The 22,148-nt window shown below is 65.7% G+C and carries 25 protein-coding genes; 21 read left to right on the top strand and 4 right to left on the bottom strand.

All coding sequences use genetic code 11. From position 1 onward, the window contains the following. The first annotated feature begins 12 nt into the window (after positions 1–12). Genes G404_RS0112700 through G404_RS0112710 form a run of 3 tightly spaced genes read left to right on the top strand, consistent with a single transcriptional unit; the run spans position 13 to position 2,676 of the window. The gene (locus tag G404_RS0112700) at positions 13–945 is read left to right on the top strand and encodes a flagellin N-terminal helical domain-containing protein (RefSeq protein ID WP_028641421.1); all 933 of its coding nucleotides are present in this window, start codon (positions 13–15) and stop codon (positions 943–945) included. Positions 946–973: 28 nt separating this feature from the next. Next, the gene (gene motA / locus G404_RS0112705; protein WP_028641422.1) at positions 974–1,837 is read left to right on the top strand and encodes a flagellar motor stator protein MotA; all 864 of its coding nucleotides are present in this window, start codon (positions 974–976) and stop codon (positions 1,835–1,837) included. Between the two features lie 2 nt (positions 1,838–1,839). Further along, positions 1,840–2,676 carry a flagellar motor protein MotB gene (locus G404_RS0112710; protein ID WP_028641423.1) on the top strand — a complete coding sequence of 279 codons (837 nt, stop codon included), beginning with the start codon at positions 1,840–1,842 and terminating at the stop codon, positions 2,674–2,676. A gap of 25 nt (positions 2,677–2,701) precedes the next feature. On the opposite strand, the gene G404_RS0112715 is transcribed toward G404_RS0112710, so the two are convergent. The 3 genes from G404_RS0112715 to G404_RS0112730 all read right to left on the bottom strand — a co-directional run bounded on the left by G404_RS0112715 (position 2,702) and on the right by G404_RS0112730 (position 5,452). After that, positions 2,702–3,124 (bottom strand): hypothetical protein, encoded by a 423-nt coding sequence (locus G404_RS0112715; RefSeq protein ID WP_028641424.1) that lies wholly within the window; start codon positions 3,122–3,124, stop codon positions 2,702–2,704. A gap of 205 nt (positions 3,125–3,329) precedes the next feature. Further along, on the bottom strand, positions 3,330–4,217 hold the full coding sequence (locus tag G404_RS0112725; RefSeq protein WP_028641425.1) for a flagellin N-terminal helical domain-containing protein: 888 nt from the start codon (positions 4,215–4,217) through the stop codon (positions 3,330–3,332). Between the two features lie 347 nt (positions 4,218–4,564). After that, positions 4,565–5,452: a flagellin N-terminal helical domain-containing protein gene (locus G404_RS0112730; protein WP_028641426.1), complete on the bottom strand. Its 888-nt coding sequence runs from the start codon at positions 5,450–5,452 to the stop codon at positions 4,565–4,567. 219 nt (positions 5,453–5,671) lie between these two features. Between G404_RS0112730 and G404_RS0112735 the strand changes: the two genes are divergently transcribed. From G404_RS0112735 to G404_RS0112820, 18 genes are all read left to right on the top strand, one after another. Then, entirely contained in the window at positions 5,672–7,000 is a 1,329-nt protein-coding gene (locus G404_RS0112735) for a sigma-54 interaction domain-containing protein (RefSeq protein WP_245584522.1), read from the top strand. Then, complete coding sequence (fliE, locus tag G404_RS0112740; RefSeq protein WP_028641428.1) at positions 6,997–7,362, top strand: flagellar hook-basal body complex protein FliE; 366 nt, start codon at positions 6,997–6,999, stop codon at positions 7,360–7,362. Before G404_RS0112735 ends, fliE begins: the two co-directional genes overlap by 4 nt. Before the next feature lie 6 nt (positions 7,363–7,368). Further along, positions 7,369–9,036: a flagellar basal-body MS-ring/collar protein FliF gene (gene fliF, locus G404_RS0112745; RefSeq protein WP_028641429.1), complete on the top strand. Its 1,668-nt coding sequence runs from the start codon at positions 7,369–7,371 to the stop codon at positions 9,034–9,036. Further along, positions 9,033–10,049 (top strand): flagellar motor switch protein FliG, encoded by a 1,017-nt coding sequence (gene fliG / locus G404_RS0112750; protein WP_028641430.1) that lies wholly within the window; start codon positions 9,033–9,035, stop codon positions 10,047–10,049. Before fliF ends, fliG begins: the two co-directional genes overlap by 4 nt. Continuing rightward, complete coding sequence (locus G404_RS0112755; protein ID WP_028641431.1) at positions 10,042–10,638, top strand: FliH/SctL family protein; 597 nt, start codon at positions 10,042–10,044, stop codon at positions 10,636–10,638. Before fliG ends, G404_RS0112755 begins: the two co-directional genes overlap by 8 nt. Continuing rightward, entirely contained in the window at positions 10,632–11,960 is a 1,329-nt protein-coding gene (locus G404_RS0112760; protein WP_028641432.1) for a FliI/YscN family ATPase, read from the top strand. Before G404_RS0112755 ends, G404_RS0112760 begins: the two co-directional genes overlap by 7 nt. Further along, entirely contained in the window at positions 11,950–12,372 is a 423-nt protein-coding gene (locus G404_RS0112765; RefSeq protein WP_028641433.1) for a hypothetical protein, read from the top strand. Before G404_RS0112760 ends, G404_RS0112765 begins: the two co-directional genes overlap by 11 nt. A gap of 69 nt (positions 12,373–12,441) precedes the next feature. Beyond that, positions 12,442–13,722: a hypothetical protein gene (locus tag G404_RS0112770; protein WP_028641434.1), complete on the top strand. Its 1,281-nt coding sequence runs from the start codon at positions 12,442–12,444 to the stop codon at positions 13,720–13,722. Positions 13,723–13,759: 37 nt separating this feature from the next. Beyond that, on the top strand, positions 13,760–14,350 hold the full coding sequence (locus G404_RS0112775) for a flagellar basal body-associated FliL family protein (RefSeq protein WP_028641435.1): 591 nt from the start codon (positions 13,760–13,762) through the stop codon (positions 14,348–14,350). Then, the gene (locus tag G404_RS0112780; protein WP_028641436.1) at positions 14,347–15,243 is read left to right on the top strand and encodes a FliM/FliN family flagellar motor switch protein; all 897 of its coding nucleotides are present in this window, start codon (positions 14,347–14,349) and stop codon (positions 15,241–15,243) included. Before G404_RS0112775 ends, G404_RS0112780 begins: the two co-directional genes overlap by 4 nt. A gap of 40 nt (positions 15,244–15,283) precedes the next feature. Further along, entirely contained in the window at positions 15,284–15,586 is a 303-nt protein-coding gene (gene fliN / locus G404_RS19010; protein ID WP_051280658.1) for a flagellar motor switch protein FliN, read from the top strand. Continuing rightward, the gene (locus G404_RS0112790; RefSeq protein WP_028641437.1) at positions 15,586–15,867 is read left to right on the top strand and encodes a flagellar biosynthetic protein FliO; all 282 of its coding nucleotides are present in this window, start codon (positions 15,586–15,588) and stop codon (positions 15,865–15,867) included. The genes fliN and G404_RS0112790 overlap by 1 nt, the downstream gene beginning before the upstream one ends. Beyond that, the gene (fliP, locus tag G404_RS19015; RefSeq protein WP_084601305.1) at positions 15,857–16,663 is read left to right on the top strand and encodes a flagellar type III secretion system pore protein FliP; all 807 of its coding nucleotides are present in this window, start codon (positions 15,857–15,859) and stop codon (positions 16,661–16,663) included. The genes G404_RS0112790 and fliP overlap by 11 nt, the downstream gene beginning before the upstream one ends. A 13-nt stretch (positions 16,664–16,676) precedes the next feature. After that, positions 16,677–16,949, top strand: a complete 273-nt coding sequence (locus G404_RS0112800; RefSeq protein WP_028641439.1) for a flagellar biosynthetic protein FliQ — start codon at positions 16,677–16,679, stop codon at positions 16,947–16,949. Next, positions 16,946–17,728 carry a flagellar biosynthetic protein FliR gene (gene fliR, locus G404_RS0112805; RefSeq protein WP_028641440.1) on the top strand — a complete coding sequence of 261 codons (783 nt, stop codon included), beginning with the start codon at positions 16,946–16,948 and terminating at the stop codon, positions 17,726–17,728. The genes G404_RS0112800 and fliR overlap by 4 nt, the downstream gene beginning before the upstream one ends. Before the next feature lies 1 nt (position 17,729). Further along, complete coding sequence (locus G404_RS0112810; protein ID WP_028641441.1) at positions 17,730–18,884, top strand: EscU/YscU/HrcU family type III secretion system export apparatus switch protein; 1,155 nt, start codon at positions 17,730–17,732, stop codon at positions 18,882–18,884. Positions 18,885–18,914: 30 nt separating this feature from the next. Beyond that, positions 18,915–20,471: a flagellar filament capping protein FliD gene (fliD, locus tag G404_RS0112815; RefSeq protein WP_028641442.1), complete on the top strand. Its 1,557-nt coding sequence runs from the start codon at positions 18,915–18,917 to the stop codon at positions 20,469–20,471. A 4-nt stretch (positions 20,472–20,475) separates the two neighbouring features. Next, a complete protein-coding gene (locus G404_RS0112820) occupies positions 20,476–20,856 on the top strand; it encodes a flagellar export chaperone FliS (RefSeq protein ID WP_028641443.1) in 381 nt (126 codons plus the stop codon). 98 nt (positions 20,857–20,954) lie between these two features. Here the strand turns inward: G404_RS0112820 and G404_RS0112825 are convergent, their stop codons facing one another. Beyond that, positions 20,955–21,983, bottom strand: coding sequence for a chemotaxis protein CheB (locus tag G404_RS0112825; protein WP_028641444.1), 1,029 nt, complete (start codon positions 21,981–21,983; stop codon positions 20,955–20,957). Positions 21,984–22,148 lie beyond the last annotated feature (165 nt).

Below are 22,148 nucleotides of genomic sequence, written 5' to 3' on the forward strand. Positions count from 1 at the left end.
AGGCCCAATGCCATGACGATCACCAGCTCCACCAGCACCAGCAGCTTTTACACCGCTTCGGCGCAGCAGCTTGGCGAGCTGCAGCAAGAGGTGAGCAATATCACCACGCAGATCAGCAGTGGCAACCAGCTGACGGCTGCATCGCAGGACCCGGTCGCGGCCGCACAGATGCGCATGCTGCAATTGCAGGACAGCCAGGCCACCACCGACACCGCCTCGTCCAACAAGGCAACGGCCAATCTGCAACTGGCGGATTCGGCCATGACTTCGATGGTCAACGACATCAACCAGGCGCGCACCCTGACCACGCAAGCCGCGAACGGCACGCTGACCGATGCGCAGCGCGCCTCGATCGGCACGCAGCTGTCGCAGATCCAGTCCGCGATGTTGAGCCTGGCCAACACCCGCGATGCCAACGGCAACGCGCTGTTTGGTGGCGGGTCGAGCGGCGATGCCTATGCCCTGGGCGGAACAGGCGCGGTGACCTACCAGGGCAATGCCACGTCGCTGACTCTGCCGATCGGCGGCGGCCAAACCGTGGCCTCGAGCATGACCGGCCCCGAGGTGCTGGACATGACCGATGCCGCGGGCAACCAGACCAATGTGATCGATGCGATCGGCACGCTGGCCAGCGCGCTGAAGGCGGGCGGCGCGGGCGCGCAGACTGCCGCATCGGCCGGGCTGACCACGCTGTCCAACGCGCTCGACGCGGTGACCACGGCGCAGACCGTGATCGGCAGCCGCGAATCATGGATCGCGCTCAACACCCAGAACCAGACTGCGCAAAGCACCGCCCGCGCCACCGAGGAATCGCACATCGGCGATACCGACGTGTCCGCCGCCGCGATCAAACTGCAGGAACTGACCACCGCGCTGCAGGCCAGCCAGTCATGTTTCGTGCGGTTGTCGTCGCTGTCGCTGTTCAACGTCATCGGCAACGGCTGAACCGGTTGGCCACGGAGAAAATCAGAATATGTACGCTGGCATCGGTATTGTCGTTCTGCTGGTCATGGTGTTTGGCGGGTTTGCCATCACCGGGGGGGCGCTTGGCCCGGTCATGGAATCGATCCCGCACGAAATGCTGATCATCGGCGGCGCGGCGCTGGGTTCGACGATCACCGGCAATTCGCTGCACGAACTCAAGGGACTGGGTGCCGGCATCGCCAAAGTGTTCAAAGGGCCAAAGCATTCGAAACAGGATCATGTCGATGCCATCGTGCTGTGCACCCGGCTGATGAAGATCCTGCGCAGCGACGGCCCGGTGGCGCTGGAAAGCCATGTGACCGACCCCAAGAATTCGCCGATCTTTGCCGAATTTCCCAAGATCCTGGGCAACGCGCCGCTGGTTGCGCTGATCTGCGACACGCTGACGCTGATCGTGGTGTCGTCGGGCACGCTGGAAGTCCACGCGGTCGAAGATGTCATGGATCATGCGATGAAGACGCATTTCCACGAAGCGGCCGAGGCGCAGCATGCACTGCAGGGGCTGGCCGACGCCTTGCCCGCGTTGGGCATCGTTGCCGCCGTGCTGGGCGTGGTCAAGACGATGGGATCGATCGACAAGCCACCCGCGATCCTGGGCGCGATGATCGGATCGGCGCTGGTCGGCACGTTCATGGGCGTGCTGCTGGCCTATGGCATTGTCGCCCCTTTGGCCGGGCGGCTGAAACAGGTGCTCGATCAGGACGAAATGATCTTTCAGGCGGTCAAGCAGGTGATCGTCGCGTCGTTGCATGGCTGGCCACAGCCGTTGGTGGTGGAATCCGCGCGGTCCGGGCTTGGCCATGCCTTCCGTCCCGGCCTTTCCGAACTGCTCGACGCGCTGCGGGGGCGGTAATCATGGCCGCGAAGCCCAAGGGCAAGGAAACCCCGCCCCCGATCATCGTCAAGAAGATCACGGTTGTGGCCGGCGGGCACCACGGCGGGGCGTGGAAAGTGGCCTATGCCGACTTTGTTACCGCGATGATGGCATTTTTCCTGTTGATGTGGCTGCTGGGCGCTACCACCGAAAAGCAGCGCAAGGGCATTGCCGACTATTTCACCCCGACACTGGTCAAGATGCGCGAAGGCAGCGCCGGGTCCTATGGGCTGCTGGGCGGATCGTCGCTGACCGATGTCGACAATTACCAGCATCGCGCCGGCCAGACCGGCACCAAATCGATGACCATCCCGCGCGACACGACAGGCGGCGCCAAGGAAGGCGGGTCAAAGGCCAAGCGCACCGCCGCGTTGCAGGAACGGCTGCAGAAGAAATTGCAGGCCAGCCCCAATCTGGCCAAACTGGCCAAGCAGGTGCGCATGACGATGACGCCCGAAGGCATCCGGCTGGATCTGATGGACGATGCCGATTTTTCGATGTTCCGGCTGGGCACGACGATCCTGACGCCGCAGGCGGTGGAACTGGTCCAGGCGATCGCCCAGTCGATTGCGCCCGAACCCAATGGCCTGACCGTGCGCGGCCATACCGACAGCCTGCAATGGCGACCGGGCGATCCGGCCAACAACTGGTCCTTGTCCGCCGGCCGCGCCGAAACCACGCGGCAGGCGCTGATGCGCTTTGGCGTCAACGAAAGGCGGTTCCGCCGGATCGAGGGCGTTGCCGATCAGGAACCGCTGGTGGCGGGCAACCCCGCCGATCCGCGCAACCGGCGGATGTCGATCCTGTTGATGGATTGACCGGTGCGGCAGTGCACGGCGCGGTTCATCCTCCGGCCTTGCGAACATAAGCGCCTGCCAACGCGCAGCCTGCGGCATCGGCCTCTGGTCCCGAGACGACCGCAACCTTGTGCCCGAAGGTCACGAACAAGCCTTCGCCCAGTATCAGCCCATCGCGCGTAACGGGCGCGTTCGAATGTGTATCCGCATCGCCCGACGCAATGATTTCCAATCCCTTCAAGGTTCCGGCGAAGACCATCCCGCATGGTTTGAAACCGTTGGTGCCGATACTTTCGACAACCCACGGACCCTGGGGTCTGTGCGTGATGATCAAATGGGCAGGATCGCCGTCGGTTCTGATCCAGGTGCCCGCGGGATCGAAAAGCCTGGTCTGCGATGAAGAAAGCGCCGCGTCATCGCCTGCCACAGGATGACAGCCGGCGGCGGCCGCGGCGATCAGAACAGCCATCCAACGCCGATCCATATGGCCTGCCCCCTTGCGCGCCGGGCTGGGTTTACGCAGCGGTGCAGCATGGATCAAGCGCATAGCCCGGCCTGCTGCTGCGCACATAGCTGCGCCCGGCGATCTGCGGATCGCCGGGCGCTGATGTTTTTTGCAAACCGGCCGCGCGGGGGGCAAACCCGTGCGGCCGGCAAGGGGATCAGACGGTGGTTTAGCCGCGCAGCAGCGACAGCACGTTCTGCTGGCTCTGGTTGGCCTGCGCCAACATCGCGGTCGAGGCCTGCGACAGGATCTGCGATTTCGCCAACTGGGTGGTCGATGACGAATAATCGGTGTCCTGGATCTGGCTTCGCGCCGACGACAGGTTGGTGATGTTGGTGTTCAGGTTGTTCACCACCGAGGTCAGCCGGTTTTGCGCCGCACCCAGCGAAGCTTCGGTGCCGTTCACCTCGGCAATCGCCGAATCCACATTGGTGATCGTCGTCGCCGCGGTGCTCTGACTGGTCACGTCAAGCGACTGGGTGGTGCCCGACGCGCTGGAATAGGACGTGTTGCCTGCCCCGAACAGAAGCGAGCCGTTGAATGCGGTCGAATCGATCGTGACGCTGTTGCTGTTGTTCGCGCCCGTCTGGATCGTGAACTTGGCGTCCTGCGATCCGTCGCTGGCCGGCGCACCCGATGTCACTGCAAACACGTTGGTTCCGTTGAACTGGGTCGTGGTCAGGATCGAGCTGATCTGCTGCGTCAGGTTCGACACTTCCGACTGCATCGAGGTGCGATCCGACGCCTGATACGTGCCCGACGACGACTGCACCGCCAGTTCGCGGATGCGTTGCAGCATGTTGGTCACTTCGTTCAGCCCGCCACCGGCGGTCTGGGCCAGCGAAATGCCGTCGTTGGCATTGTGCACGGCCTGGGTCATGCCATTGATCTGCGATGTCATCGTGTTGGAAATCGCCAGGCCCGCCGCATCGTCGGCGGCGCTGTTGATGCGCTGACCGGTGGACAGCTGCTGCATCGCCTTGGCGGTCATCTGCGACGCGGAATTCGACGCATTTGAGGCCTGCAAGGCCGATATATTGGTGTTGATTACCGTCATCTCTGGTCTCCAGGGTAAATAAAATTACCGAAAATGACTGTTGCCTCGGTTCGAATTTCGACAACTGCCATACGCTAAATCGGCAAAAAACTGCCGCATTTAAGCCTGAAACGGCAATTTTTTGCCGGTATTCAAAGATTTATTCTTTTTAATTGGCGACTTTTACAAAACTGAGCTGTGTAGTCGTATTTCGTCAAAACAACAAGATGCCCTGCGGCCCGGTGGAGACGGGCCGCAGGGCAAAGGTATTTCACGCCTGGCCGATCGCCGGGCCCGGGCCGGGCCGATCGTTGCGCGGGACGCTTCCGCCGCGCGGTGGAGACGCGCGGCGGAACGGATCAGACGGCTTAACCCTTGAGCAGCGACAGCACGTTCTGCTGGCTCTGGTTGGCCTGCGCCAGCATCGCGGTCGAGGCCTGCGACAGGATCTGCGATTTCGCCAGCTGGGTGGTCGACGCGGAATAGTCGGTATCCTGGATCTGGCTTCGCGCCGATGACAGGTTGGTGATGTTGGTGTTCAGGTTGTTCACCACCGAGGTCAGCCGGTTTTGCGCCGCACCCAGCGAAGCCTGGGTCGCGTTGACTTCGGAAATGGCCGAATCGATGTTGGTGATCGTCGTCGCCGCGGTGCTCTGGCTGGACACGTCGAGCGACTGGGTGGTGCCCGATGCGCTGGAATAGGACGTGTTGCCGGTGCCGAACAGAAGCGAGCCGTTGAACGCGGTCGAATCGATCGTGACACTGTTGCTGTTGTTCGCCCCGGTCTGGATGGTGAACTTGGCGTCCTGCGATCCATCGCTGGCCGGCGTGCCCGACGTTACCGCAAACACGCTGGTGCCGTTGAACTGGGTCGTGGTCAGGATCGAGCTGATCTGCTGCGTCAGGTTCGACACTTCCGACTGCATCGAGGTGCGATCCGACGCCTGATACGTGCCCGACGACGACTGCACCGCCAGTTCGCGAATACGCTGCAGCATGTTGGTCACTTCGTTCAGCCCGCCGCCGGCGGTCTGGGCCAGCGAAATGCCGTCGTTGGCGTTGTGCACGGCCTGGGTCATGCCATTGATCTGCGACGTCATCGTGTTGGAAATCGCCAGGCCCGCCGCATCGTCGGCGGCGCTGTTGATGCGCATCCCGGTCGACAGCTGCTGCATCGCCTTGGCGGTCATCAAGGATGCGGAATTCGATGCGTTGGATGCCTGCATCGACGAAATATTGGTGTTGATCACGGTCATGGATTGTCTCCGGGTGAAAAGGATCGGGTCACGGAAATGGTGCGGGCCGGGTCGGTTCGCTGTGATCCGGCTGTCACGGCAAAGACCGGCAAATCGCTGCCGGGTTTAAGCCCCTTCCCGGCCGGGAATTGCCGGACATAAGGGTTGACCCTAAGTGCAGCCTCGAGGCTTAAATTACCGGAGCCTTGGTCGTTTTCGCGCGAAAAGTGCCCCCAAGACATGGTTAAGACGGGGCAGCAATTGATGAAGCGCGAACAGTCCGGATTGCAGATTTCCGACGCCGCAGGCCTGGCCCATGGCGGCCTGGTACAGCGCGCACGCGTGGTGATGGGCACGCCCGGACCGCTTGCGCCGGTCTATCTGCTTGACGCCGACGAGATCACGGCGATCCCGATCCCGCTTGCGCGCACGGTGCGGCTGGCCCGGTCGGCAGGTGCACCTGCCATCCGGCGCGGCCCCGGAGAGCGCGTTCATCTGTCATATGCCGATGGCGCGGGCGAAGCGACGCTGGCCGCGCTGATCGCGTGCGCTGCGCCCGCCGGCGAACCGATTGCCGCCGATCCCGAAAGTCTGTCGGTGCTCGCCCTGGCCGAACGCATTGCCGCCAGCGACATCCCGGTGCTGATCAACGGCCCCACCGGCACCGGCAAGGAAGTGCTGAGCCGTTTTATCCACGATCGGTCGGCCCGAGCGGGCAAGCCGTTCATTGCCATTAACTGCGCCGCGATGCCCGAAACCATGCTCGAAGCCATGCTGTTCGGGCACCAGAAGGGCGCATTCACTGGCGCCAGCGCCGCGGCCGAAGGGTTTTTTCGCGCGGCCGATGGCGGCACGCTGCTGCTCGACGAAATTGCCGAGATGCCGCTGTCGCTGCAGGCCAAGCTGTTGCGCGCGCTGCAGGAACGCGAAGTCGTGCCGATCGGCGCGACCCAGCCTGTGAAGGTGGATGTGCGGATCATCGCGTGTGCCAACCGCGATCTGCCCAGCGAAGTCGAGGAAGGGCGGTTTCGCGCCGACCTGTTCTATCGGCTGAATGTATTTCCGATGCTGTTGCGTCCGCTGTGCGAGCGCCCCGACGATATTGCCCCATTGGCCTTTGCGATGATGCTGCGCCACGTACCACAGGGCGCCAGCGTACCGTGGATCGGCGATGCGGCGCTGGCGATGCTGGCGATGCATCCCTGGCCCGGCAACGTGCGCGAACTCGAGAATGTCGTGCGGCGCGCACTGTTGTTGTGCGGCCACGCGATGGGCGAGGGTTCGGGCGAAATCGGACCGCAGCATATCGTATTTGACCGTCCGGTCCGCGCAGCGGGCGAACCGGGCAGCCCCGACAGCGTCGTGGCCCTGGCCAGCGCCGCCTCGGGCGCGCGGCTGTCGAACATCGTGCAAATGTCCGAAGCGCGTGCGATTCTTGCCACGCTTGAGGCCTGCGGCGGCAGCCGGATCGCAGCCGCGCGCCAGCTGGGCATCAGCGAGCGCACCTTGCGCTATCGCCTGGCCTCGTTCCGCGAGGCCGGGATCGCAGTTGCCGGGGGCCGGCGATGAGCAGCCTGTCGGGCATTGGGGCCGCATCGGGCGTGCACGAGATCATGGCCTTGCGCCAACAGATCATCGACAAGACCCAGGTCCTGCAAAACGTCCACACCGGCGGCACCACCACCGGGCCTGCGCCGGCCGATGCGAGCGGCGGATCGTTTACCGGTGCGCTCAAGACCGCGCTCGACACTGTCAGCCAGACCCAGAGCCAGGCCGAAGCTGTCACCAATGCCTATCAGACCGGGCAGGTTACCGATGTCGCGCAAGTCATGCTGGCGCGTCAGCAATCCAGCGTCGCCTTCGAAGCCACCCTGCAAGTCCGCAACAAGCTGCTGTCCGCCTATCAGGACATCATGAAGCTGGGAATCTAACCTGCGATGGCTGATCTGGTCCCTGCCGGGGGTGAAACCGGCCGATCGCTGCTGGCGCCGCTGACCGATGCCGCAGGCGGCAGTCTGCCTGCGCGGCTTGGCCGTTTCCTCAATCAGGGCCCGGTGCGCCGCGCGCTGCCATGGTTTGGCGGCATTGCCGCGGCGGGACTGGCGGGACTGTTGTGGCTGGAAATGGCGCCTGCGCCACAGCGTGTGCTTTACAGCACGCTCAACGATTCCGAACGCGCGCAGGTGGTTGCCGCACTCGACAAAGCGTCGATCCGCTATGCCATCGACAACCGCACCGGCGCGATCACCGTGGGTGAGGACGATCTGTACAAGGCGCGCATGGTCGCCGCCGCCGATGGCGCGCTGGCCACGCCCGAAACCGGCGAACAGATGATCGACAAACTGCCGATGGGCGCCAGCCGCACCGTCGAAGGCCAACGCCTGCAGGCCGCGCGCGAACGCGAACTGGAACTGACGATCATGCAGATCGAAGGGGTGGAGGCGGTGCGCATCCATCTGGCCGAACCCGAAAAATCCGCGTTTGTGCGCGACAATGCCGCGCCCACCGCCTCGGTCATGGTCAAACTGGCCAAAGGCCGGCAACTGTCGGCCAGCCAGGTCACCGCGATCATCAATCTGGTGGCCGGATCGGTGCCCGGCCTGTCGGTCGAATCGGTCAAGGTGATCGATCAGCAGGGCCATCTGCTGTCCAGCGGCCAGGCCGGCGATGCCGACCGTATCGAGATGGAGGCGCGGCTGGAAAACAAACTGCGTGAACAAGTCGAAGCATTGCTGACCCCGATGCTGGGCGCGGGCAATTTTTCCAGCGAAGTGCAGGTCGATCTGAACATGGATCAGCAGACCAGCGCGCGCGAAAGCTATGACAAGCAGGGCGCGGTGCGCACCGAAACGCAAACCGCATCGCAGACCAGCCCGGGCAGCAGCGCGTCGGGGGTGCCCGGCGTGTTGTCCAACACCCCGCCGCCGCAGCCGCAGGCTTCGGCCGGGCCGCCCGCCGGCAACACCGGGCCCGGGGCGCCTGCGCCCAACCCGACCAACACCGACAGTTCGTCCAGCCGCACGTATGAACTGGGCCGCGAAGTGGCCGTGACCAATGCCGGACCGGGCAAGATCCGCCGCCTGTCGGTGGCCGTCGCGCTGAGTGCCGCAGCCATGGCCAAGGCCAAACCGGGCGAAATCGACCAGATCAAACAGCTGGTCAGCGCCACTGTCGGCGTCGATGCAACGCGCGGTGATCAGGTGGCGGTGGTGGTGCGCAATTTTCAGCCGGTGACCATCGACCAGCCCAAATTCTGGGAAACGCCGTGGTTTGCGATGGCGGTGCGCAACGGCGTTGCCCTGCTGGCCGTGCTGCTGAGCCTGCTGCTGGGCGTCAGACCGCTGATCAAGGTGTTGAAACGTGATCCTGTGCCGCCCGACACCGCAAGCTTGCTGCCCGGCCCTGCCGGCGAAGGCGACGATGGCGAAGCCGCCGCTGCCGGCGCGGCCCGCCAGGATACCCGGACGCCCGACAACCGGATCGACCCCGAAATGCTGGGCAAGCAGGTGGGCCTGGCGCAGCGCCTGGTCCGCGAAAAGCCCGACACCGCGGTCGCCGCGCTGCGCCAGATGTTGAATGATCCCCAGCCGGAGCCGGCCCCATGAGCGACATGACCCCCGATGGTCTCAACGTGACCGACGCCGAACGCGCGGCGGTGATGATCATGCTGCTCGAAGACGATCAGGCCAGCGCGCTGCTGGGCCAGCTCGACCCGGCCGAACTGCGCCAGTTGGGCGAACGGATGTGCGCGTTGGGCGAAATCAGCCCGGCGGTCATCGAGGATGCCATTGCGCGCTTTGTCGAAAAGACCGAGCGCATGGGACTGGTCGTGCCCGATCGGGTGGGCCAGGTGCGCACGATGATGACCCGCGCCATTGGCGAGGTCAAAACCGAAAGCCTGATGCAGCGCATCGCGCCCGAACAGCGCACCAGTTCGCTGGAACTGGCGCGCTGGCTGACCCCGCAAGTGCTAGTGCCGCTGGTCAACGCCGAACACCCGCAGGCAATCGCGGTGCTGCTGGTCCAGCTTGAGGCCGAGGTGGCCGCAGGCGTGCTGCATGGCCTGCCCGAAACGATCCAGGGCCAGGTGGTGCAGCGCGTCGCCACGCTGGGCCCGGTCGCACCCGAAGCAATCGCCATGCTGGAAGACATGCTGGCCCGGCGCATCACCGAACGCCACGGGCGCGCCGCGCTGACGATGGGTGGCCCGCGCGAAGCCGCCGATATCATCAACGCCGCCGCGCGCACCGTCGAACGCCGCGTGATGCCCGAAATCGCCAAGGCCGACAAAGCCCTGGCCAAGGCCATCGAGAACGAGATGTTCAAGTTCGAACACCTGTTCGTGCTCGATGACAAGTCGATGGGCACGCTGCTGCGCGAAGTCGACAGCGACACGCTGATCGCCGCGTTGAAAGGCACGCCCGAGGACAATCGCGATGTGTTCTTCCGCGCGATGTCGTCGCGCGCCGCCGATGGCGTGCGCGATGAAATCGGCGCGCGCGGGCGGATGAAGATGGCCGAAGTGCTGGAAGCGCAAAAGGCCATGGTGACCGCCGCACGCCGTCTGGCCGCCGAAGGGGTGATCGTGTTCGGGGCCGGCGAAGACGATTATGTCTGACGCGCGACGTACGCGCGGCCTGTCGCTGGCCGCGCTGGCCGGTGGCAACAGCGGGTTTGCGCGCGACACCCGGTTTGCGTGGCCCGACGAAATTGCCGGCGCACCCGACAGCCCCGCACCCGACCCTGTGGCGCAGGCTTATGCCCGAGGCTATGCCGAAGGGGTGCAGGCCGGCGCCGCCGCTGCGCAAGCGCAAGCCGCCGCCGACGATGCCGCGCGGCATCGCATCGAAACCGTGCTGGCGCAGATGGACGCCGCCGAAGGCGACGCCTTTGCCCAGCGGCTGAAGGACACCGTGCTGGCGCTGTGCCACGCGGTGCTGGCGGATGCGGCGCTGGTGCCCGAGGCGCTGGCGCGGCGGGTCGAAACGGCCGCGGCCATGTTCAACCGCGCCAGCGACGATCGCCTGATCCGCCTTCATCCCGAAGACCTGGCCTTGATTCATGCACGGCTGCCGTCGGCATGGCATTGCGAACCCGATCCCGCGCTCGAACGCGGGACCGTGCGTATCGAAACGTCGGGTGGCGGGGTCGAGGACGGCCCGTCGCAATGGCGCGCCGCGCTGGACGAGGCGCTGCGGATATGGTGACGCATGCGCTGCCGTTGCTGGAACGCATGGCTGCAATCACGCCTGATCTGACGCCGCGCCGTTATGGCGTGGTGTCGGCCTGCGATGGCGGGCTGCTCGAAGTCAGCGGACTGGCCCTGCCGATCGGCGCGCAATGCCGGATCGCGCACGGCCGCGGCACGCTGTCGGCCGAGGCGATCGGATTTCGCAATGGCCACACCCTGATGATGCTGCTGGGCGATCCGGTGCTGTTGCGCCCCGGTGCACGCGTCCGGCCCGAAGGCCGACCCGGCATGCTGCCGGTGGGGCCGGCGTTTCTGGGCCGCGCGGTGGATGGCGAAGGCCATCCGATCGATGGCGGACCACCGATCGCGGCAGCGCAGGACTGGCCCGCCGGCGGGGTGCGCGCGGGTGCGCTCGATCGAGCGCCGGTGCGTGTGCCCTTCGATGTGGGCGTGCGTGCGCTCAATGCGCTGACCACATTCGGCGTGGGCCAGCGTATCGGCATCATGGCAGGATCGGGCGTGGGCAAATCGGTGCTGCTCGACATGATCGCCCACGGGGCCGAGGCCGAAGTGGTTGTGGTGGGCCTGATCGGTGAACGCGCGCGCGAAGTGTCGGACTTTGTCGAACGCCACATGCACGGTGCCAAGCGCGCACGCAGCGTGATCGTCGCGGTGCCGGCCGATCATGCGCCCAATCTGCGCATCCGCGGCGCCATGCTGGCCACCGGCATGGCCGAACAGTTCCGCGCGCAAGGCCGCCGCGTGCTGCTGATCATGGACAGCCTGACCCGCGTGGCGCACGCCGCGCGCGAAATCGGCCTGTTGCTGGGCGAACCCGGCGCAGCGCGCGGCTATCCGCCGTCGGCGCTCTCCACCATTACCAAGCTGGTCGAACGCGCGGGCAATTCGGCGGCCAGCGGCGGCTCGGTCACCGGGATTTACACCGTGCTGGCCGACGGCGACAACCAGGACGATCCGGTGGTCGACACCGCACGCGCGATCCTTGACGGGCATGTCGTGCTGTCGCGCGATCTGGCGCAGCGCGGACAATATCCCGCAATCGACATCGCCGCCTCGCTCAGCCGGGTGATGAACGACATTGTCGATCCCGATCACGCCCGGCTGGCGCGGCGGTTTCGTGCGCTGGTCGCCGCGTACGAGGCCAACCGCGACCTGGTGCTGATGGGCGCCTATCGCCAGGGTACCGATCCGCAGCTGGATCGCGCGATTGCCATGCACGATCAGCTGACCGCATTCCTGGCCCAGGCGCAAGCCGAGATCGTGCCGCTGTCGGTGTGTATCCGGCAACTGGGCGGATTGCTGGGCGATGAAGGCTGAACGCACCCGGTTGGTCCGGTTGAAACGGCTGGAAACGCTGCGTGGCATCGCGCGGCAGACCGCTCTGGCCGAAGCGGGCAAGGCCGAAGCGCGGCTGGCAGAGCTGGAACACCTGGGCAGCCGCACCGCCGCGCTGATCACCGGTTATGCCATGCGTAGCGATGCGCAAAGCGGAGGCGATCTGGCGCGGCAGCGGATCTATCTGGGCGAACTGGAGCGGATGGTCGCGCGCAACGCGGCCGATATCGCACGGGCGCGCGAACAGGCCGATGCCCGCGCCGCACAAGCCGCTGCCGCCGAACGCAGCCGCGCGGCCGCCGAAACCCGCGCCAATGCCACCGAAGCACGCATTGCCCGCCATGAATCCGCGGCCAGCGTGCCGCTTGGCGCGCGGCCGCCACGGCCAACCTGATGCCTTGGTCCGGAATTGGCACGATTCTCGCTTAACCACGATCACCATCCCACCGGGAGCCTTGCGCCGATGACCCTTGCGATTGCCGTTTCCGCCAGTTCCCGGGCTGCGCGCTCCCGCCTTGCGAGTGCGGCGACGTCCGGCGTCGAACACGCTGGCCCGGCAATCGGCGATGGCGCCGCCAAACCGGCAGTCCGCGCGGGCTTTGCAGCGGTGCTCGCCGTGCAGCAGCCGGTTTCGGCGGTACTTGCGCCGGTGCCCGCTGCCCTTGCACCGGTGGCGGCAACGACCGGCACAATCCTGCCGCCGGCACCTGCCAGCATTGCCGGCGCTGCGCCTGCGCCGCAGGGCAAAGGCCGGCCGGCCCCGGCGGCGCATACCCCTGCCGGCAGCGCGACGGCACAGCCGGTCGATCCCGCACCCGCTGTACCGCAGCCGACAGTGCCGGCCACACCGCCAACGCCAGCAACCGACGCAACACCGGGCGACGCACAGCCCGCCGACCCGTCGCCGACCGCGGGCGCCATCCAGGTCGCACAGACGGCCCTGGCAACAGCGGCAACCCCGGTGCCCGGCGCCCCGACCTCCGCGCTGCAAAGCCTGGACGCACCCGGCGAACAGCGCCCAGCCAAGCCCGGCCCCCCATTGACCGCGCGCGCAACGGTGCAAACCGGCATGGTACCGCGCGCCGCCGAGGCGCCAGGCACGGCGGCCGCTGCGCACGCACCGGCGCCGTCGCGCCCTGCCCCGGCACAGGCCAGGCCCGCCGCGGCAGGCCCTGCGTCGGCAAATCAGCCGACCGCGCCAACCCCGCCGCAAACCGGGACCGCCGCGCCGCTGATGCCGGCCACTGCGCCCTTGTTCACGCCGGCACCCAATCCTGCGACACCGGCGGCCGAAACACCCACCGATTTTGCCACGCTGGTCGATTCGATTGCGCGTGCGCGGTCCGAAAACCCGATAGTGGGCACGGCGACTGTCGGTATCGCGCTGACCCATGCCGATTTCGGGCGCGTGGGCCTGCAGTTCAGTCCGCGCGACGACGGTCTGGCGGTAACGCTGCACAGCACCGATCCGGGTTTTGCCCCGGCGGTGGCGGCCGCGACTGCAAGCGCGACTGCGCCTGCGTCGGCGGGCAACCACCAGGGCAGCCAAACCGGACAACAGCCTGCCGCCCCACCGCAATCCGAATTTGCCGCGCGCGGCAATGGCGGCACCCTGCACGGCAGTCCGGACAATGCCCCGCGTGGCGACACCCGCCGCCAGGATACCGCGCCGCCCCGGCGCGGCAGTCCGGGCGCGGCTGCCACAAGCCCCGACGCCACCGACACAACCGGCATTTTTGCCTGACCATCTCGCCAATTGAACAGGGGGCGTACGATCCGCAATGAGTGACAAGAAGGACAAGGACGCCAAGGCGGCCAAAAAGGGCGGCGGCATGATCATCAAGATCGTGGCCGCCGTCGCCTTGCTGGGCGCGGGCGGCGGCGGGGTGTTCGCGCTGGTCGCCACGGGCGTGATCGGCGGGACCAAGCCGGTGGTCAAGGAAGACAAAAACCCCAAGCTGATCCGCAAAGGCGAAACCGATCCGTTTGCCCCCGCCGCCAAGGAAGGCGAAGGCGAGGCCGGCAAGGGCACCGAAGGCGATGGCGGCACCGAATACCGCACCTTGTATTTCAGCTTTTCCGAAGACTTCACCTCGAACCTGAAAGGCGCAGGCGCGCTGGTGCAGGTGTCGATCGCCTGTTCCACCCATCGCGATTACCGCGTGCTGCTGTGGCTGAAAAAGCACGAGCTGGCGATCCGTTCGGCAATGCTGGCGGTGCTGGCCGACACCGGCGAAGAGGATGTGCAGACCCCACAGGGCAAAGAAGCCCTGCAAAAGCGGCTGGCGCAGGCCATCAACAAGGTCCTGGTCGAAGCAGAAGGGTTCGGCGGGGTCGATGCGGTCTATTTCAAGAACTTCATCATCCAATGAAGCAGGATTTCGCCTTTTTGGCCGAACGTGCGCTGGCACAGCACAGCGCCGCGCTGCTGCGCCCCGGCCCCGCCGACGCCGACCTGATCGAGGCGTTGCGTCAGGCCGGATCGCGGCTGGCACGCGGATTGCGCGGATCGCTGGCCCGGCTGTGCGGCGGCAATATGCCCGAAGTTTCGATCGACGGTCCGCATGACATGGCCATGGCCGATTTTGCGCGCAGCGGATTGTGTGCATACAGCCTGTACCACGCCGCGCCTTCGGGTGAACGGATGGTGGGCGCCATTGATGCCGAAACGCTGATGCGGCTGGTCGATCGGGCCTTTGGTGGACCAGGCGATGCACCCCACCCCTTGCCCAGCGAATTGCCGATGTCGGCCGATCTGATGCTGCAAAGCGTCGAAGCGGTGCTGGCGGCGCAGCTGGGCGCGGCGCTGGGCGGTGCGGGTGCGGCGCGCCAGACCATCGATCCGGTGCGGCGGGATACCGATCTGGCGCAGCTTCAGTCGTTTGCGCCGGCCACCCGCCTGGCCGTGCTGGACATCGCGGTGACCGAAGGCCTGCGCGCACCGTGGCATATCCGGCTGGCACTGCCGATCGGCGCGCTGGCGGTGCTGACCGGAATGGCCATGCCAAAAGCGCAGACCGCGCCTGATGCCGTATCGGGCGATCCCGAGGCCGAACCGTTTGCCGCAATGCCGCTGACGCTGACCGCGCTGTTGGTGGACACGCGGCTGCCGCTGCAGGCTGTATCGCGGCTGGAACCGGGCCAGGTGCTCAATCTGCCGATCGCGCGCCAGGTACCGCTGATCGCGGGCCGGCACACCATCGGCCACGGCACGATCGGCGCGGTCGACGGCTCTGTCGCGATCCAGGTCACCCGGCTGACCTGATGCCCACATCCGCGCGCACCCCATTGAACACGAGGTACCCATGACTTTCACCCCCCGCGGTTTTGACCTGATCAAGGATGTCGACGTGCGCGTTACGGTCGAACTTGGCCGCACCGACATGAAACTGAAGGACGTGCTGGGCCTGACCACCGACAGCGTCGTCGTGCTGGACCGCATGACCGACGAACTGCTTGACGTCATGGTCAACGGCACGCTGATCGCGCGCGGCGAAGTCGTTGCGCAAGGCGAACGGTTTGGCCTGCGCATTGTCGAACTGGTCGGCCAGGACGCACCCGCCGCGCCCGAGGGGCCGCGTCGTCGCGCCGGCGCAGGTGGCCAGTGATGTGGTGGTACCTGGCCAAGCTCGCGCTGTTTCTGCCACTGATTGCCGGGCTGGCCTGGGGATCGCTGCGCCTGGCCAAGCGGCTGGAAGGGCGGTTTGTCTCACCCGAGGGCAAAGCCGGCCTGCGCATCATCGAAACCCGGATGCTGTCACCCACGATGCGGCTGGCGGTGATTGCGTTTCATGACCGCGAGATCCTGGTGTCCGCGTCGAAACACGGGCTGGTGCGGCTGGCCGAGGCGCCCGCGCGCAGCCACGGGGGCGGCGATCATGCCGATTGAGCGCTGGCGCCGGTTGGCCGGACTTGCTGCACTGGCGCTGATCGCGATGCTGGTCATGGCCAGTGCCGCGCACGCCCAGTCCGTGCCCGTCCCTGCGCCGTCGGGCGCCGCGATCCCCGGCGCGCTTGACCGGGCGTTTGGCGCGCTGTCGGGCGCGCAAGGCAAGGGCAGCCTGGCGTTGTCGATGCAGCTGCTGCTGATCATGGGCCTGCTGACCATTCTGCCCAGCATCGTGCTGATGATGACCAGCTTCACCCGCATCCTGATCGTGCTGTCGCTGTTGCGCCAGGCGCTGGGCCTGCAACAAAGCCCGCCCAACCCGGTCTTGATCGGGCTGTCGCTGTTCCTGTCGCTGTTTGTCATGGCACCCACGCTCGACCGCGTGAATGCCACCGCGATCCAGCCTTATTCGGCCGGCACGATCAATGCCGAACAGGCGTTTGTGGCGGGAGGCCGCGAATTTCACAGCTTCATGATCCGCCAGACGCGCGAACGCGATCTGTTGATGTTTGCCGACATGGCGCATGCCCCGCGCTTTGCGGCGCAGGCCGACGTGCCGTTTTCGATCCTGCTGCCGGCATTCGTGACCAGCGAGCTGAAAACCGCATTCCAGATCGGGTTCATGCTGTTCCTGCCGTTTCTGGTGATCGACATCGTCGTGTCGTCGGTGCTGATGAGCCTGGGGATGATGATGATGAGCCCGACGGTCGTGTCGCTGCCGTTCAAGCTGTTGCTGTTCGTGCTGGTCGACGGCTGGTCGCTGCTGATGGGCAGCCTGGCCGCAAGTTTTACCTGAAGGGCACGCGACAATGGACGATACCGCAACCCTGCTGGCGCTGGCCGACCGCATGCTGTGGACTGCAGCGCTTGCCGCCGTGCCGGTGCTGGTGGCCAATCTGGCAGTCGGGCTGGTGGTGGGGATCATCCAGGCGGCAACATCGGTCAACGAACAGACGCTGACATTTGTGCCCAAACTGGCGGTGACGGTGCTGGTGCTGGTCCTGCTGGGCGGGGCGATGCTGGGTCTGGCGGCCGATTTTCTGAAAGATGTCATGGCCCAGATCGCGATGATCGGAAAATGATCGGGCTGGATTTCGGGTTTGGCCCGCTTGAGGCGGAATTCTGGCGGTTCGTGTTCGTGATGACGCGGATCGGCGCCGCGCTGTTCGCCGCGCCGCTGTTCGGCGCGGCCGCGGTGCCGGCGCAAGTGCGCGTGATGCTGACCGCCGCGCTGGCCGTGCTGGTGTGCAGCTGGACCCAGGTTGCCGCACCGCCGGCGCTGCTGTCGCTGGCCGGCCTGGTGGTGGTGGCGGGCGAGGTCGTGATCGGTCTGGCACTGGGGTTTGTCATGCAGCTGGCCTTTGCCGCGCCGGCTATCGGGGCCGAACTGATCGGGGCGGGCATGGGGATGTCGATCGCGGCCAGCGCCGATCCGATCAACGGCGCGCATTCGGCAGTGTTCGGGCAATATTTCAGCGTCGTTCTGACCGTGCTGTTCTTTGGCATCGGTGCCCATCTCGACTGGATCAGCCTGCTGATCGAAAGCTATCGCACATTCCCACCCGGCACGCCGTGGCTGACACCAGGCCGGCTGCACCTGATCGATATGTTCGCCGCCGACATGTTCCTGGCCGGATTGAGCATCGCGCTGCCGGTGGTGGTGCTGTTGCTGGTGGTGCATATCGTCACCGGCATCATTGGCCGGTCGGCGCCCGCGCTCAATCTGTTTGCGCTGGGCCTGCCCGCGGGCGTGCTGGCAGGAATTGCCGCGCTGCTCGCGTCGGCCCCGTTGATCGGTGAACGCATGGCCGATCTTGCGCATACTGCGGTGGCACACAGTGCTGCCTTGCTGGTGAAATAGGATGGCCGAAAGCGCGGGCGAAAAAACCTTCGAGCCGACCGCAAAGCGCAAGCGCGAAGCGATCGAGGGCGGCGATGTCCTGCGATCGCGCGAATTGACCGTGGCCACGGGCACGGCGGTGGGCGTAACCTGGCTGGTGCTGGCGGGTCCGTGGATGATGCGCGGCCTGACGCGGGTCATGCGGTTGGGGCTGGTGTGGAATCGCGACAGTCTGGACCGGTTCGACCCGGGCGCACTGTTGAAAGAGGCGCTGACCGGTGTTCTGCCGCCGGTGCTGCTGTTGGGTGTGGGCGTGCTGGCCGCGTCGCTGTTTGTGCAGCTGGGCCTTGGCGATGGCGCGTTTGTGGCATCAAACCTTGCCCCCAAACCATCACGCCTGAACCCTGCCAACGGCCTGTCGCGGATGTTCGGCGCGCAAGGGCTGATCGAAATCGGTAAAGGACTGGCCAAGCTGGCGCTGCTGGGCACACTGGCCTGGGTCTGGCTGCGATCGCGGCTGGCGGTGCTGATCGGGCTGGGTGCGGGGCATCTGCAGGTGCAGATCGGTTATGCCTGGCATGCCGTGACGACGCTTCTGATCTATCTGGCGGTCGGACTGATGCTGATCGCGATGAGCGATTTTCCGATCCAGTGGGTCCGCCGCCAGCGCCGCCTGCGCATGAGCCGCGAGGAAATCCGCGACGAAAACAAACAGACCGACGGCAATCCCGAAAACAAGGCAGCGATCCGGCGCCGCCAGCGCGCCATTGCCAAAGGATCGGTGCGCAAGGCGGTGCAGGACGCACAGTTCGTGATCACCAACCCCACCCATTTCGCAGTGGTCATGCGCTATGACCCCGATCTGGCGCCTGCGCCGATCATGCTGGCCAAGGGGCGCGGCGAAACCGCACTGGCGATCCGCGAACTGGCGGGCGAATTCGGCGTGCCCACGCTGGAATACCCGGCGTTGGCCCGCTCGGTCTATTACACCACGCGTGAAAACCAGATGATCCGCGAAGATCTTTATGTGGCGGTGGCCGCGGTGCTGGCCTTTGTGCTGAGCCTGAAACGCGGCGAAAGCCCGCCGGCGCCACGCGTGGATGTGCCGCTGGCGGTACGGTTCGACGCCGAAGGCAATCCGGAAATCATCGCCGATGCCGCCAGTACGATCACTTAAAGTGCCTGACAATCAGCCGTTCTTGGCAGTATGACCACGATCTCTTCAACCAGTTCGTCAACCGGCGCGACCAGCAGCACGGCAGCGGGCACCGCTGCGACGTCGGCCACCACGACGGCAGCCGCGTCGACCAGCGCGTCCACGACTGCAACGGGCAGCGCCACCGAAGCGCTGCTGACCAGCCTGGGCGTCAGTGGCACCATCAACGCCACGAGCCTGGCCGACGAATTGTCGACCGCTGAATACGCCGGCCAGGTCGATCAGCTCAACACGCAGAATTCGACCCTGTCGACCGAGATTTCGGACGCGTCGACGCTGATGAACATGACCTCGACGCTCGCCAGTTCACTCGATTCGATGATCAACGCAGGCCAGCTGTCGTCCACCCCGCAGATCGCCAACAGCGGTGTCGCCACGGTCAGCGCCGGCACCGCCACCGGCAGCGGCACGACCACGCTCGAAGTCGATGCGCTGGCCCAGGGGCAGACAATCGCCAGCCCGACAGTGTCATCAGGCGCCACCGATGTCGGATCGGGCAGCCTGACGATCACCTTGGGCACGATCGCAGGATCGACATTCACGCCCGGCAGCCAAAATCCGATCAACGTGACCATCGCGCAGGGATCGACGCTGGCCCAGATGGCCAGCGCGATCAACAGCGCAGGCGCGGGGGTTTCGGCCTATGTCGCCACCAATTCCGATGGCCAGCGGCTGGTCATCACCGGCCCGCAGGGCGCGGCCAACGCCTTTACCGTCAGCGCCAGCGAGAACGCGTCGGACCCCGGGCTGTCACAATTTGCGTGGAGCCCGGCCGCGTCGGGATCGCCATCCGGCAGCGGCGCAACTTTGGCCGCGTCGGCCACGGACGCCAGCTATATCCTGGATGGGGTGCAGCGCACGTCTGCGTCGAATGCGATCACCGATGCAGCGCCGGGCATTTCGCTGAACCTGACCGGGACCAACCGCGGCAACCCGACCACGATCAGCTTTACCGATCCGACCAGCGCGATCACCACCGGCATGAACGATCTGGTGTCGGCGCTGAACACGATCGTGAACCAGCTCAACACCGACAGCGCGGCAGGCGCCGCGCTCAACAACAACGCCGGCGCACGCGCGCTCCAGCAATCGCTGTCGAGCCTGAGTTCGACCGTGGTGATGCCCGATGCCACCACCGGACAGCCGGCAACGCTGGCCGATCTGGGGCTGACCACCAACAAGGACGGCACCTTCACGCTCGACACCAGCGTGCTCGACAAGGCGCTGCAGGCCAATTCTTCGGCGGTGGCCGCAATGTTCACCACCGGGGCGAATGGCGTCTATGCGACGGTGTTCAACCTGTCGCAGGCCGTCAACGACCCGACCAACGGCAATTCGCTGGCCGGGTCGGTCAAGGACATGCAAAGCCAGCAAAGCACCATCACGACGCAGCTGAGCACGATATCGACCCAACAGACCACGCTGCGCACCCAGCTGGTCAGCCAGTATTCCGCGCTTAACTCCACGGTGACTGCGTATAAATCGACCCAGTCGTTCCTGACCCAGCAGGTGGCGCTGTGGACCAATTCCTCCAGTTCGTCAGGCTGATCCGATGCTGCTAAACCGTGACCCTTCGGAAGCCTATCGCCGGGTCGATTTCGACGCCCGCGTCAAAGGTGCGGATTCGCGCCAGCTGGTCGACCTGTGCCTGGAACAGGTGGCCGGATCGCTGGGCCGTGCGATCCACGCTGCGGGTACCGGCGACAATGGCGCCAAAAGCAACGCGCTGACCCGCGCGGTGGCCGCACTGACCGCGCTGCAGATCGGTGTTGATGGCAACGTTCCCACAGGGCAGGCCTTGCTCCAACTGTATCAGTCGGCGCGCACCACCATCCTGGACAGCGTGCTGACGTTCGATGCGGCAAAACTGGGCCAGATCCGTCAGGATTTCATCGAGATTCGTCAGGCCATGCTGGGCGCCGTTCCGGCCTGATCGGCCGGCAGGTGCGTTGCGCACAACACATCGCCCGCCACAGCTCCATGGCTGCTGCGGGCGACGTATTTTCACAAAAAGCAACCCGCCGGTTGCCGTCAGCCGATTGAACATCCGCCCAGGATCACCGCGCCAAGTTCCGACAGCGGCACTTCGCGGCTGGCCGCATCGAGCGCTATCACCGCTTCGGGGGCTTCGCTGACCAGCGCGGTCTTGCGATCCTGGACAAAGGTTTCGCTGCCGCCATCGCGCAACATCTTCATCCCGTGCGCGCCATCGCTGCCCATGCCGGTCAGGACCGCACCGATCGCGGGGATCGCACCGCGCGCGATCGATCCGAACAGCAGGTTGGCCGAAGGCCGCGCGCCGTCAACTGGATCACGCTCCATCAGGCGCAACCGCGGAGGCGAACCCGGTTCAACCACGACATGGCGCGCCGGATCGGCGGCGATGGTGATTGTGCCGGGGGTCAGCGTTGCGCCGTCGCTGGCGGCGCGGACATGGCATTTCAGCATTTCGTCCAGCCGGCGGACAAAGGTTTCCACCACCATCGGTTCGGCCTGAAGGCACACCAGCGTCGGCGGACAGTTGCCCGGAAACTGCGCCAGGATGGTGGTCAGTGCGTCAATCCCGCCCATCGAGGCGCTGATCGCGGCGATATGACCGTTCCACTGGAACTGGGCATCGCTGGCCTTGTGTTCGACGCGGGGTTTGCGGTCGCGCACATTGGAATTGGCCGCGGCCAGCACGATCTTGCCCAGCTTGCCCACCGATTTCGAAAACTGTTCGGGCGTTGCCTTCAGCGGTTTGGGAAAGCATTCGACCGCGCCCAGTTCAATGGCGCGCAGCGAAGTTTCGGTGCCGGCCTGGGTCAGCGATGACAGCATGACCACCGGCATGGGATTGTTCCCCATGATTTCCTCAAGGAATTCGATCCCGCTCATCCCCGGCATTTCAACATCGAGGGTGATCACATTGGGTTTGAGTTCGGCAATCTGTTCGCGCGCGTCATCGGCGCTGCGCGCGGTTCCGACCACCGTGACGTTTTTGGCCTGGTCCAGAATGTCTGAAAACAGGGCTCGCATCGCTGCCGAATCATCGACAACCAGAACGCGTGCTTCGTGCATGGGGCTCGTTATCCCTGGTTTGAGCGCGCCGCGCATGCCGCAGCGCCTTCCTGCACAAAGCGTTAACCGCCAAGCCGCCAGCAAATCCTGAGGCCCGAGGTAGGTATCTCACCCTAAGCGTGCCGCAAGCCGACCTTTGCGGGTTGCGGGCTAAGCCGTGGTGTC

Source organism: Novosphingobium acidiphilum DSM 19966 (genome assembly GCF_000429005.1).
Lineage (GTDB): Bacteria > Pseudomonadota > Alphaproteobacteria > Sphingomonadales > Sphingomonadaceae > Novosphingobium > Novosphingobium acidiphilum.